Origin of the sequence: Pseudomonas syringae CC1557, assembly GCF_000452705.1 — a bacterium.
Classification (GTDB): Bacteria; Pseudomonadota; Gammaproteobacteria; order Pseudomonadales; family Pseudomonadaceae; genus Aquipseudomonas; species Aquipseudomonas syringae_F.
In genome coordinates this window covers 4547340-4560201 of sequence record NZ_CP007014.1, presented here as the reverse complement: position 1 = coordinate 4560201, position 12862 = coordinate 4547340, and the positions used below count along the sequence as shown (strand labels likewise).

At 57.0% G+C, this 12862-nt stretch carries 13 protein-coding genes and 1 pseudogene; 5 read left to right on the top strand and 9 right to left on the bottom strand.

The annotated features are described in order from the left end of the window. Positions 1-9: 9 nt before the first annotated feature. From folX to N018_RS20125, 5 genes are all read right to left on the bottom strand, one after another. Positions 10-381, bottom strand: coding sequence for a dihydroneopterin triphosphate 2'-epimerase (folX, locus tag N018_RS20145; RefSeq protein ID WP_024646762.1), 372 nt, complete (start codon positions 379-381; stop codon positions 10-12). Continuing rightward, positions 381-944 (bottom strand): GTP cyclohydrolase I FolE, encoded by a 564-nt coding sequence (folE, locus tag N018_RS20140; RefSeq protein WP_024646763.1) that lies wholly within the window; start codon positions 942-944, stop codon positions 381-383. The genes folX and folE overlap by 1 nt, the downstream gene beginning before the upstream one ends. 20 nt (positions 945-964) lie before the next feature. Next, positions 965-1675 (bottom strand): dihydromonapterin reductase, encoded by a 711-nt coding sequence (gene folM / locus N018_RS20135; RefSeq protein ID WP_024646764.1) that lies wholly within the window; start codon positions 1673-1675, stop codon positions 965-967. 242 nt (positions 1676-1917) lie between these two features. Then, positions 1918-2487 (bottom strand): antibiotic biosynthesis monooxygenase, encoded by a 570-nt coding sequence (locus N018_RS20130; protein ID WP_024646765.1) that lies wholly within the window; start codon positions 2485-2487, stop codon positions 1918-1920. Positions 2488-2657: 170 nt separating this feature from the next. Beyond that, entirely contained in the window at positions 2658-3263 is a 606-nt protein-coding gene (locus N018_RS20125) for a hypothetical protein (protein ID WP_024646766.1), read from the bottom strand. 194 nt (positions 3264-3457) lie between these two features. Here N018_RS20125 and N018_RS20120 point away from each other — a divergent pair, with 194 nt between their 5' ends. From N018_RS20120 to N018_RS20105, 5 genes and pseudogenes are all read left to right on the top strand, one after another. After that, positions 3458-3910 (top strand): flavodoxin, encoded by a 453-nt coding sequence (locus tag N018_RS20120; protein ID WP_025390574.1) that lies wholly within the window; start codon positions 3458-3460, stop codon positions 3908-3910. Positions 3911-3979: 69 nt separating this feature from the next. Then, positions 3980-4069, top strand: a pseudogene (locus N018_RS28695) (hypothetical protein); the annotation flags it as partial. A 164-nt stretch (positions 4070-4233) separates the two neighbouring features. Next, positions 4234-5268: a hypothetical protein gene (locus tag N018_RS20115; RefSeq protein WP_024646768.1), complete on the top strand. Its 1035-nt coding sequence runs from the start codon at positions 4234-4236 to the stop codon at positions 5266-5268. Beyond that, positions 5247-6020, top strand: coding sequence for a hypothetical protein (locus tag N018_RS20110; RefSeq protein WP_025390573.1), 774 nt, complete (start codon positions 5247-5249; stop codon positions 6018-6020). Before N018_RS20115 ends, N018_RS20110 begins: the two co-directional genes overlap by 22 nt. Positions 6021-6192: 172 nt before the next feature. After that, positions 6193-6750: a hypothetical protein gene (locus N018_RS20105; RefSeq protein ID WP_024646770.1), complete on the top strand. Its 558-nt coding sequence runs from the start codon at positions 6193-6195 to the stop codon at positions 6748-6750. A 219-nt stretch (positions 6751-6969) separates the two neighbouring features. Here the strand turns inward: N018_RS20105 and N018_RS20100 are convergent, their stop codons facing one another. From N018_RS20100 to N018_RS20085, 4 genes are all read right to left on the bottom strand, one after another. After that, complete coding sequence (locus tag N018_RS20100; RefSeq protein ID WP_025390572.1) at positions 6970-7773, bottom strand: SirB1 family protein; 804 nt, start codon at positions 7771-7773, stop codon at positions 6970-6972. A 91-nt stretch (positions 7774-7864) separates the two neighbouring features. Continuing rightward, entirely contained in the window at positions 7865-8737 is an 873-nt protein-coding gene (locus tag N018_RS20095; RefSeq protein WP_025390571.1) for a hypothetical protein, read from the bottom strand. Positions 8738-8768: 31 nt separating this feature from the next. Continuing rightward, positions 8769-10733: a bacteriophage N4 adsorption protein A gene (locus N018_RS20090; protein WP_024646773.1), complete on the bottom strand. Its 1965-nt coding sequence runs from the start codon at positions 10731-10733 to the stop codon at positions 8769-8771. Further along, positions 10730-12850 (bottom strand): glycosyl transferase family protein, encoded by a 2121-nt coding sequence (locus N018_RS20085; protein ID WP_024646774.1) that lies wholly within the window; start codon positions 12848-12850, stop codon positions 10730-10732. The genes N018_RS20090 and N018_RS20085 overlap by 4 nt, the downstream gene beginning before the upstream one ends. Between the last annotated feature and the right edge of the window lie 12 nt (positions 12851-12862).

Sequence of the window (12862 nt, the reverse complement as noted above, 5' to 3'; positions counted from 1 at the left end):
ATAAGAGTTTCAACGCTGACCGGCGAGTGTGATCGACACCGATTCGGCGAAGCGCAGCGCATGCGGCTTGTCGACTTCCACTTCGGCGTAACTCACTGCCTGTTGAGTCATCACCAGATCCAGCACTTCCTGCGTCAATCGTTCAAGCAGTGCAAAGCGGTTGCCTTCGACGTGCTGAATGATCGCCTTGGTGATCGTGCGATAGTTGAGCGCGTGCTCGATGTCGTTGTCGCGAACGGCTTCCTGTGCGGCATAGAGGATCGTCACGTTGATCAACACGTCCTGCTTGTTGACGATTTCATCCTCGTTGATGCCTATATAGGTGCGCAAGCGCAGATCCTTGATGCGGATGCGCGCGGTGCCCGGTTCGAGTCTGGCCATTACTGTTTGCTCCGTCCGATCAGTTGCAGAAACTCCATGCGCGTGGTGCTCGACTCGCGGAAAGCCCCCAGCATCACCGACGTGTTCATGGTCGAGTTCTGCTTTTCGACGCCGCGCATCATCATGCACATGTGCTTCGCCTCGATGACCACCGCTACGCCAGCAGCGCCGGTCACTGCCTGAATCGCATCGGCGATCTGTTTGGTGAGGTTTTCCTGGATCTGCAAGCGCCGGGCAAACATGTCCACAATGCGCGCGATCTTCGACAGGCCCAGTACTTTGCCGGTCGGGATGTACGCTACATGCGCCTGGCCAATGAACGGCAGCAGATGGTGCTCGCAGAGCGAGTACAGTTCGATGTTCTGCACGATGACCATTTCATCGTTGTCGGAAGCGAACAGAGCGCCGTTGACGATCTCGTCGACACTCTGGGCGTAGCCGTGACACAAATACTGCATCGCCTTGGCGGCGCGTTTTGGAGTGTCAAGAAGACCTTCGCGGTCCGGATTCTCACCAAGTCCGAGCAGAATGTCTCGATAGTGCTGTGGCAGGGATGAACTCATCAGAGGGTCCTCGGGGCGGCTTACTTAACGTGCCGTCCGCCGTTTACGGTCAGTGTTGTGCCGGTCACATAGGTGTTGTCCAGAAGGTAACGCAGGCTCTGGTAGATCACCTCTGCACCAGGCTCTATGCCCATGGCCGACTTGGCCAGGGCGTTGGCGCGGTAGGCCGCATCATCCTTGGGTTGAAACATCAACAGCGCCGGGGCAATGCCGTTGACTTTGACACGCGGGGCGAACCGGGCGGCGAAGGAGAGTGTCAGGCTTTCCAGGCCAGCCTTGGTTGCGCAATAGGCAATGTGCTTGCTGCTGCCCTTGCGAGTTACGTCGTCGCTGATATGCACGATGTCGGCGACTTCACTGGCGTGCAGCAGAGACTCGCAGTGCAGGTTGATCAGGTAGGGCGCCAGCATGTGTACGCCGAACATCCGGGTAAAATTCTCTGCCTCGTCACCTGGCGTCTCGGCCAGCCATTCGGAAGCGTTGTGGACAATGGCACGCAGGCCGTCGGTCTGCGTTTTCAAGCAGTCGATGAAGGCCATGATGCCGGCTTCGCTCGAAAAATCGCCATGAATCGCTACCGCACCGGCGTCGCGCAATTGCGTGACGCTGGCATGCTCGGTTCGATAACTGATGATGACCTGATGCCCGTGTTCCAGCAGACGCAGGGCACAATGCAGGCCCACTCGCTGACTGGCGCCGGTGATCAGAACAGGTGCAGAAGATAAGGTCATCGACAGCTCGCGATCAGTGTCCGGAATTCAAAGGGATCTTACGATCAATTGCCTCTACCGGTTTACACGCAAACTTATACCAGTGATTTTTTTTGTACAACCCTGATCCGCATGAAACTCATCTTTTCAGGCGTGAAAAAAGGTCGTCACGCGACTTTTCAGTGGAATGCAGCAACAGAAAGGCGGGGGGAGGAGGTAAAGACCTGTACCGGTTGATCGGGTGTGTACAGGTCTTCGAAAAACTATCGCGGGGAAGGTGACTGGGTTGCGCGTGCAGGCGGTGTCTGGGGGGTGTTCAGCCAGGATGCCAGAAGGCGAGTGGACAATGGAATGAACAGATAAACCATCAGGGGCGTAAGCACCGCCGTGCTGATCAGGATGCGCGGCAGCAGGTCCAGAGGGTTGAGCAGCGGGCCGAGCAGAAAGTTGAAGATCAGTGACACAGGAAAGAACGCGAGCCAGATGGCAACTGCCTGCTTCCAGCGAGGCGGGCGTTGATCGATTGCGCCAAACCAGCCGTCGATGCCGCTGACACGGTGCTCGGAGGGTTGGGCAAAAAGACCGCTGCCGCGCACCAACCAGGAGCGTCGGGAGGCGGAATGCTCCCAGGCGTGCATGGTGTGCTCATCGGTAAAACGAAAAATGATCTGGAATTCATCATCTCCAGGCGGGGGAGCCAGCACGCCCGAGCCGAGATAACCCGTGAAGTCGGTGGCCAATTGTTCGCCTTCATGCAGCCAGGCCATCATTTCCTGGTAGCGACCATGCGCAACACGGCGGGCAACCATCAAGGTGACGGGTGAGGTAGACATTGTGTATCTCCGGTAGAGGCGTGAGATTCCCGGGTAGGGACGTCACATGACGCGGGCCGGGGTGATGGCGCGTGTCAGCTTCGGCAGGAAGCAAGCAAGGATTATTCCTGAATCCAGACCAGACCGGTAGAAATTTGCACTCGATGTTCCGCTACTACTGATCAACGCGCCTATTTATGCAGCGCCGGGTGTACGCGCCGATGCTCTTCAAGGATGAACTGGCGCAGACGTTCTGCATCTTCCTTGCTGTGCTGATTGAGGCGATAAGCGCCGAATGCCGGTTTGGTCTGCCGCTCCAGTTTGCCTTTCATTGCGATCGGCGCCTGGCCTGCCGGAGTGAACCAGGCAGAGAAGCTTCTGGGCAGCTTGCCTTCCTTGCGGGATTCGAGCAAAACGCCCTTGAATGACAGCTCATGAATCCACAGCGAGCTCAATGTGCCTTTCTCGGTTTCCAGAGGAAGGGGCTCTGCCAGCGCAAGCCGCCAGGGACGTATCTGCGGGCCCTCTTCGAAAATGCTGGGCGCGCCCAATTCGAGGTGCAGGGCATGGAATTCGTCTTCAACCAGATGCAGCGGGAAATTCATCTGCTGGTTTTCGAATTGCGCCTGAATGGTGACTTGTTCGTGCGCCGCCAGCCGAGTCAGCAAATCCTGAATCTGAATCCCGCCATTGACCAGCAGGCTACGCGTGCTGTCACGCACGTTGAGCTGTGGATTGCGCTGCATGCTCTGGATAAAGTCCAGTTCAGCCTGTGTTAGGAGAGAATCAGATTGCATGATGGGACTCGGGCCGACCGGTTATTGAGAACAAAGACCATAAATTCCGCGAAGTGTTCTGGCCATTCATCGTGTTTTTTTCGTTCAGGCGCTATCAACCTGCTTTCTCTGACGCGTGCCGAACGGTCGAGGTAAAAGTCAGACGCTATTCTAAGGCATAATGTTTCACTTTTTTAGTTGTCGCAGGAATACTCATGAAAGTCGCCATCGTGTGCGGAACGGTCTATGGATCGGCCGAAGAAGTGGCCAGGCACGCAGCCACGCTGTTGCGCGCTGCGGGCCATGAAACACTCATCAATTCCAGGCTGACGCTGCCTGAACTGCTGGCCTTCGAGCCTCAGGCTTTGCTGGCGGTGACATCGACCACTGGCATGGGTGAGTTGCCGGATAACCTGGTACCTCTTTATTCGCAGCTGCGCGATGCGTTGCCTGCTGCCCTGCGCGGATTGCCGGGCGGCGTGATCGCTCTCGGCGATGCCAGTTATGGCGATACCTTCTGTGGCGGTGGCGAGCTGATGCGTGAGCTGTTTGCCGAGCTGGGCATCGCTGAAACCCAAGACATGCTGCGTCTCGACGGCAGCGAAACTGTCACCCCGGAAACCGATGCCGAGCCCTGGCTTGCAATCTTCATTGCGCAGTTGGGCTGAGGTCATCCCGATCTGTTATCGGGCATGATTCAGCGCACCTGTTGTTGATTGTTGGGGATCTGCACCTGCAATTTCAGGCATTCCACTTACGCCACTGCCAAGCTTGGCCTGTACGGGCTGACCCGAACCCTTGCGCAGTCTGGGCGTGCTTCAAACCTCTGGCCGGTTACCGCCCGAAGACGTCGCAGCACAGAGGCAGGCAATAGGTGATTTTGAAGGCGCTGCGCACCCTGCACCGGCTAAAGTCTTTTTGTTAATCATATTTTTGATTTGTTAGCTGTAGAGGGTTACAGTGTTAAAAATAGATTTACAAGGTGGCGTAAATGCCGGTCTCTCCTGATGACATCCGACTTTACCTTGAAGCGACATTGGGCATGGACCCAGAGTTGAAGCCTGCCAACGAGATCAAGGTGCCCCATTACATCAAGGACACCTACAACCTTGTTAATCTGACCCTTCTGGGGCACGGCGAGCATAGGCAGTCGAAGCTTGATATGGTCCTGCTACTGCCCTTGGATGACGAATATCCTGGCTCAGTGACGCTTGGAAAGCACATTTTTCAAGTGCAAAAAAACACAGACAAGACAGTGGTATATGCCTGCCAGTCGTTATCGGCCTCCGAGCGGCGTAGCTTGATCACCCGTCACATCAACTTCATCCAGCCCGGCTATCAGATGTTCATTCCCGAGCTGGCGATGGACCTGCGTGAAAGCGTTCGCACCCGACGCCTGGAGGGAGATGTGCCTGCACTTCTACCTGCCGCCCAAGCGATGGTCTTGGGGTGTCTGTACGAAGGGTGGGACAGCGCTACCGTTTTCGCTTCCAACGCTATTATGGGCGAGTTCAACTATAGCCGCGTCACGCTGGCCAAAGTCATTGATCAGTTACTGAAGCTGGGTATCGTTCATCAAGCCCAGCGCCACGGATTCAAAAATCTCTACTCGTTTGCCGGGCCACCCACCGACATCTTCAAAAAATACCGTCATGTCATGCGCTCTCCTGTCAGGCGAAAAGTAGCGATCAATAAAGTGCTCCGAACCGGAAACGGCATATTTCTCGCGGGCGAATCCGCGCTTGCCAGACTCACAATGTTGGCAGATCCAGCTATGCCAATATTCGGCATGACCAAAAAGCAATTCGATACCTTGCTGGAAGATAAAGATATTAGGGTGGTCAACTCAGTTGATGAAGTTCGAGCATGGGTAGAAATCTGGACTTATAGAAGCCTCGGAGAACAGAAAAAAATCGCAGACGAAGCTTCTTTGTTTCTGAGTATGGAAGGCAGCCCGGACGAGCGTATCCAGCTGGCTTTAGATGAATTAAAGGAGAATGTGACATGGCTAAAATTCGGGGCTTAGACATATTTGGGAAACAGTTCAAAGAATACCGCGAACAGTATGTTCTCATTGGGGGCGTTGCGGCTTGGTTAACAATGGATGAGGCGGGTCAACCGTTTCGTGCGACTAAAGATCTTGATGTGGTCCTTGTTGTTGAAGCGCTCAATGCTCGGTTTATAGAAGCTTTTTGGTCGTTTATAAGGAGTGGTGGATATGTGATCAGGCAAGTGGGCGGTATTGACGGCGATAAGCCGGTTTTTTATCGGTTTCAGAATCCTGAAAATGAAAGCTATCCAGCGCAGATTGAATTGTTTTCTCGGTCACCTGAAGGAATTGAGCATCCTGATAATGCAACGTTGACACCTATTCCTGCAGAAGAGGCAGTATCCAGCCTTTCCGCCATCCTGCTGGATGTTACTTACTATCACTTTCTACTTGACGGTCGGCACGACAATGACGAGCTTACCTTCATTGGTGCTGACCGCCTTATTCCGCTTAAAGCGCATGCTTGGCTCGACCTGTCTAAACGGAAGCAGGCAGGTGAACAGGTGGATAGCAAAAACATCAGAAAGCATCGAAATGACATTTTGAATCTAAGTGGCCAATTGACCGATGACGTAATCGAGCTACCAGAACGTATTCGGGATGACATGCGCGCCTTTTTAGAGCGTCTGGCTAAAGAAGATATTGATCTCAAAAGCATCGGGTTGAAAGGGCTGCTGTACGATTATATTGAACGCCTGACTGCTGGCTTTGCGCTGAGTGATAAATAATGGGTTTTAGAAAATTTTTTAAGAAAAACTAGTCAGACGTAAGAGCGCTTACCACACAATGTAAGAACTTTCCGATCAACTTGTAAGTTAGGTATGGATTTTTTCAGTGCTATAAGCTAAGCACGTTCTGCTCCGATATGACTGTTGCATTCATTCATATAAGGAGTAGCACATGGCACGATCAATCTGGGGTGACCTTCCACCGGTAACGGTCGCCATGCCGCCTGCGAGAGTCAGCGTCAAGAAGGCTGCAGAGCAGGTGGGGCAGGTGTTGCAGGAGGTTGGCGAGAATGCGCTTGCACTCAATTCCTTGGCGATGGAAAAGCGCAAGATGAAGCCGCTTTTCAAGGGTTTCAATCCTGAGCAGATAACTCCCAAGGACCTCAACAGGGCAGGGATGATCCTCTACAAGTTCGGCATGATCGACAATCACACTGCGGAACTCATGAGCCGAGCCGGTGATGAGTTCGACAGTAAAGGCAAACTTGTCGATCCGAATAAAAAAATCAACGCACTGGAGTTCTTTGCCAACCGGATTATCGATATGAAGCAGAAAGCATTGAGCGGCGATCCGTACGCCCAGATTCTGTTACCTGATTACATTAAGACCATTCATATCATGCAGAACCTGCAGGCGTTTGCCGAGTCGGGCGACAGCTACGACATGCGCAAGATCAAGGATATGGAGAGTAAAGGGCTGGTCAAACGAACACCGGATGCCAAGGCCTGAACACTGCTGGCTTCACAAAAGATCGGAAATAAAAAAGGCCGCTGCCTGTACATGTACACGCAGCGGCCAAACAAAACGCGGGATCAAGGGAGCTTGCAAATCCACGTTGAATTTCAACCTGAGCAGGTTACCTGCCTTCCGTGCATTGAAAAATCTCCGCTCTGGAGATGCAGCGTTACGCAGCCAGCAACAATGGCTGGCAGCTCAACCGCCAGCAACTCAATGAACGGTGCGATGTGAAGGCAATTGGCTCAGGCGTTCAGTGAGCCTGATTCGCTGTATAGGGTCTTCACTGAGCAACAGCGCGTGTTCCAGGTCGAAGCGTTCGGCCTGCGGGCATTCAAGCATCTGGTACAGCGTAGCGCGGGCCAGGTAATCGCTGCTGATGGCTTGGCCCAGCTCGACGATCCGGTCGGCGTCCTTGAGCGCAGCGATAAAGTTGTCATTGATCTGATGCAGGTGCCTGAGGTTGCGTGACAACCTTTGCAATATGTTCGCAGGTGTCGCCGACTTCATGTGCTCGGCGCGCAATTGCATGCTCGGTCCAAACTGGCGGACCAGCAGCTCGCGACAGTCTCTGGGGTATAGCCTGCGACCACCGCAGGGGTCGAGCAGATGGTCGGCGCCTGGCACGCGCAGCAGAAAGTGGCCCGGGAAGTTGACGCCCTCCAGCGCAATGTTCAGCCGCCTGGCGATTTCCAGTGCGACAAGTGCCAGCCCCAACGGCTGGCCCCTGCGGCGCTGGATGATCTGGTGCAGCAGTGCCGCGTCAGGTTTGGGAGGGTTCCAGTCATCCTGCTGAAAACCCAGCGCGCTGAGCTGGCGCAACATTGGTTGGGCAAGTTCGGAGGCGGGCAGGACAGGCAGGGCAGCATCGATCTGGCGTTGCAACTGGTGCATCCCGGCCATCACGTCCTGGCGGGAAAACTGTGGATCATGCTCTGCCGAAACCCATAACGCGGCTTCAAACACCGAGGGCGGCGTATGTTGCAGGCAGGCCAGGCAATGCTGACGTGGCGTCATCGACAAGCTCCGTGGGCCTTACAGTTCCGGGCATCCAATACGAAGACTCTTTGTAACCCTGCGCAGGGCTTTCGTCCAGCGCAGCCTGTTGCTACTTGTTTAGTGCTTCTATCAGTTCTGGCGTCACATAGTGCGGACCGTCGAACAGGTACAGCGGGTAACCGTCATAAGCGTCGAGTTGGGGTTGCAACTCATCGGCGGTTGCCGAGCGAAAGCCGCCGCCGACCTGCGGGCGAAAGGCTTCGACGATTATTCTTACCCGGTTTTTGCCCAGTCGCTTGCGCAGCGCATCAGCGTAGGTCCGGGCGACCGGTGCGGTACGGGCATAGACGCCGACGCCGTCCTGAAAGAATACCCCGATGTCATCTGGCAGCCAGGTCTTCAACCAGTCTGCTGTGGCGGCCGGGCCGATGTTGGCGCCGTCGTAGATACTTATCCACAGCGGCCTTGGCAGTTTAGCCAGCAGCGCAGGCAGCTCTTTGGCGCGGCTCCAGCTGGGGTCTACCTCGGCTGGAAAATACCAGCCAGTGACGTTCAGCGGCGTTTTCACGTTGGCCAGTTGCGCAGACAGCGTTGCCAGTTGCTCGATGTTGTCCCGCGACTGGTTTTCGCTGAAGTGCCCGGCCAGGCCGAGAATCACTTCCTTGGCCCATGGCTCTTTGCCGATCCGTGCCCAGTCCGGCAGGGCAGGTACGTTCGGCAGGTTGGTGCCCGGGACGAAGGACTGCCCGTCGACAGCCGTCCACTGCACCAGCAGTTGCCGTGCGCCGAGTTTGTCCCAGTTCCCCTTGATGCCGACTGTTGCATTATCCGGCTGCCAGACAATGCCGACGATACCCGGCCCTTTGGGCAGCAATATCCGATACAACTCGCTGGAGCCGATGCCCAGCACGCCGATCATAAGGGCAGCCAGCGACGTCTTGATCAACGTCGCGCGTCGCAACAGTGCGAGCAAAGCCTTCAAACACTACTCCCGGATAGATGAGGCGCGGTGATTACCACGAGAACGTCATACGGGCGAATACGCCTTCTGCCCGGTCATCGCCGAACACTTTTTCCCGGTACTGCACAGAGAAATCGACATATGACTGCGGCGCCTTGTACGTGTCCTCGCGGAACCAGTAGCGCACACCCGTGCCGACGCCCAGACCGCCTGCGTTGCCTGAAGACGTGCTGCTGCGGCCGAGGCTGTCGACCTCGCTGCGCATCTTCGAATCATAGTCCACTGCGGCGACCACATGCGGGAACACCACCAGCCGCGGGCTGATGCTGTCCAGGCGAAAACTGCGCCCGACCTGCCATTCGCTGTTGAAGTAGTTACGTTTGTCCTGCAGATAACGGCCGCCTTCAGCGTACAGCTGCGAGGTCCACCAGCTAGGTACGTCGACCCGCAAGTCAGTGCCGATGCTGGAGCCATAGCCCAGACGCACCAGCCAGTCGCCATCGGCGTTGGAATTGCCCAGCGGGAACGTGCGTTCGAAAGCGCCGATGATGTTGACTTCGCTGAACGGCTTGGCACGTATGCCGAGCGCGCCTTGCAGGGCGTCCGCGCCTGTGTCGGATTCACCGCTCTTGCTCCACAGCGTGTCGGTCACCCGTCCGTACAGCTCGACGAAGCGTGCATTGCGATAACCGAACGGCCGCCAGAATACTTCGGTGCTGTTCTGCACGCTGTCATTGCTGCCGCCAGGTGCGCCGCTCAGGCCGCTGCTGGTACTTGCGCCGCGATAAGTCGTGGTGTTGGTCAGGCCCCAGACGCGGGACAGGTCGGAGACCGCGCGGCGGGTGTCGAACACTTGCTGTGCAGGCATCTGCAAATCGCCGGTCTGCTGGTAATCCAGCACGCGTTTGAAGTACGCGATGGCCTGCGCATCATCCGGGGTGCGCATGGCGCTGTAAGCAGCATCCTGCACTTCGCGGGGCCTGAGACCGGACTGACGATCAACACGCTTGAACGTGTCCAGCGCGCCTTGATCATCGCCCGCCTGGCTCAGGAAGTACGCGATCTGCACTTCATCACCCGGTTGCAGTTCGCCAGCGTCGCGGGCTTTCTGCAAGCGTTGCAACGCCTCGCTCGGCTGGCCCATGGCGGCATACAGAGAAGCCTGTTCACGCAGCGGCAGATTGCCGACGGCCATAGCCTGGGCAAAGTCCTGACGGGCACCACTCTGGTCGCCCAGGCGTTGACGCATTTGCCCCCGCTGGACGAGCAGGGTGGCGTCGTTGCCATTGAGCGCGAGCGCTTCGGTGGCCGCAGAGCGTGCTTCGGCATATTGCCCTTGGGCAATCAAAGCGCTGACCAGTAATTTTCGGTACGCCACTTGTTTCGGGAAACTACGCACGGCGTCACGCGCCTCGCTGACCGCGGTTTCATTGTCGCCGCGCGCCAGTGCCTTGTAGCCATTGGCCGCCTTTTCGACCGCCACCTGCTCCTGGATCGCCTGCCGACGGCGCGTCAGGACCGGCTGTGGGCCGAGTGCCTGCTCTGCTTCGCTGATCGCTGTCTGTGCTTCGTCCAGACGCTGCTGACGTTGCAGTGCCTCGATCAGCATCATGCGGTAATCCAGACTTTTTGGTGCCTGCGCGATGGCTTTGCGGGCGTGGCTGGCCGAGCCGTTGTAGTCATGCCGGGCGTATGCCCGCAGCGCCTGATTGCCTTCCAGATAGCCGGGTTTCGGACGCGTCTTGTAAGCGCGCTGCGGGTGATCGCGGCGGTACTTGTCGCGTTCGGCCAGGGCAATCAGGTCGCGCAACTGGCTGGCATCGGCGCGCTGACGCAACGCCTCGTTCGCCTTGGCGATCGCGAGGTCGTAGTCCTTGCGGTTGTAGGCCATGTAGGCTTCGTTGGCGATAGCATACGCCGGACCGGTCAACGGCAAAGGAAGGGTTTCTGCCTGGCTGAACGGCGAAGAGAGACTCAGGCCGGTCACCAACAGCGACAGGATGAAGGGGCGCTTCATAATGGCTGCTCCGTTTGATCGGCAGGTCGGTAGTGGTTGTGCTGACGGGCCACAGCCTCTTCGATGGTTTCTCTGGGCAGCACGCCGATGTCGACCAGATAATCGCCGATACGGCCATGCACATGCGGGCGATAACCCAGCATGGCCTTGCGGAACACCTCGCGGTCCAGCAGGCCCTGTTCGACCAGCAGATCGCCCAGCAGTGGCGCAGCGGCCGGCAGCGGCTGACCGCCGACGGCTTGCAGCTGACGCAACTGCGCAACGATCTCGCTTTCACGCGCCACCAGTTGCACCGGCTCCGAGCCAAGCTGTTCGGTAATCTGCTGCAAGCCTTCCTCCGGAAGCGGACTGGCCACTGCGATTTCCGTGCGCCCCTGAACATTGATCGTCAGTGGCACCACGCGCCAGCGCAGGCAGAACTCATCCGCCAGCACACTGCTGTCGGCGCGTTTGCTGGCGATGTCGAAGACCCGCGGCAGATCATTCTGGAAGGCGATGGCCTCAGCGAGGGTTTCATCGTCGAGCCAGCCATGGCTCAGCAAAATCCTGCCCAGTGGCACCTGACGGGTTTGCTGTTCAGCCAGTGCGGTTTGCAGTTTTTCGTCATTGATGGCCTGCCATGACAACAGCACGCTGCCCAGACGACGAGGTGCGGCAGCGACCAGATCGGTGGACGGGAAGTCGTGCATGGTCTTGTCCCAGACCAGCTTGCGGTTGAGTAGCTTGCCTACCAGAAACATCCGCCAGGCCCGCGCTGCAGCCATGAAGTTGACGAAGTTGCCGACCACCATGCGCGGTATGGACAGCAAGCCATGCTGCCAGCCATACAGCACGGTGGTGAAGTAACAACGGTGGGCAATCCGCCACAGCAGGGCAATGCCGTTGGCCACCAGCAGGTACTGAATCAGCCCGGTAGTTTCGAACGGTGTCGGGAAGCTGGTATTCCACAGCCCGCTGGAACGCAGAACGATCAACGCTAGCAACTGGATGAGGATCAGGTAAGCAATGATGCTGATAAACGAGGTCACCACACCTTTGCGGTCGCGAAACAGCAGGTAACGGTTTGCCAGCGAGCCGGTCCAGCCCATCTGTTCCCAGCCTTGCAGGCCGATACCCAGCGTCCAGCGAGCTTTCTGGCGAAACGCGGTGCGGAAGGTGTCCGGGAAAAACTCACGGACACACAGCGGCATTTCCAGGGTGGATTCGTACTGCTTGCGGAACCAGGATTTACGCAATACGCGAAATTGCACCGGAAAGCGCACGAAAATCGCCTGCATGCCGTACTTCGCCAGACGTGCGCCGACGTCGTAGTCCTCGGTCAGGCTTTCGGTATTGAACGGCTGGTTCTGGTTTTCTTCTGCCAGCACCATCAAGGCGCGGCGCGAAAAACAGGTGCCGACACCCGCCGATGGCACGGTGTCGGTCATGCTTTCACGCACGACCAGGTCCTTGCCGTGCCATTCGGCGAACTCATCCATGTAGGTGCCCGCAACCCATTCGTACCAGTTGCGCTCCAGCGACACCACCGGTAGCTGGATCATGTCCTTGCGTGGCAGCAGGTAGTTGAACAGGCGCAGCTCAAGCGGATGCAGTACGTCCTCGCTGTCGTGCAGAATGGTCCCGGCGAACTGTACGGCATGAGTTTGCTCATACAGAAAGATCGCCTGGATCACCCAGTTCAGGCAGTCGGCCTTGCAGGTCGGGCCGTTGTGCGGCACCTCTACACGGTGTAACTGCTTGTAGCGACGGCGCATGCGCTCCACTTCGTCGATGGTGCGCTGGTCATTGATGTAGGTGCCGACAAAGACCACGTAATTCTGGTAGTCGAGGGTCGACACCATGTTTTCGATCATCGGCGCGATGACGTCGTATTCCAGCCAGGCCGGGACCATGATCGCCAGTGGCTGCTGATCACGTGCCATCAACTGCTCGGCAGTCAACGGCCGATAGCGGCGTTCGGCGGTGAACTTGCGGTACAGCCGCCTGGACCAGTACCAGATGTCGATGAACAGGTCATCGATACTCGACACGAGAATGATCAGCCCGACAATGATCGTCGCGACTTCCAGCACGCTGTAGTAATGGGCCAGCCAGTAAGGCCAATAAAGCGACGTCATTGCGGCGATCCG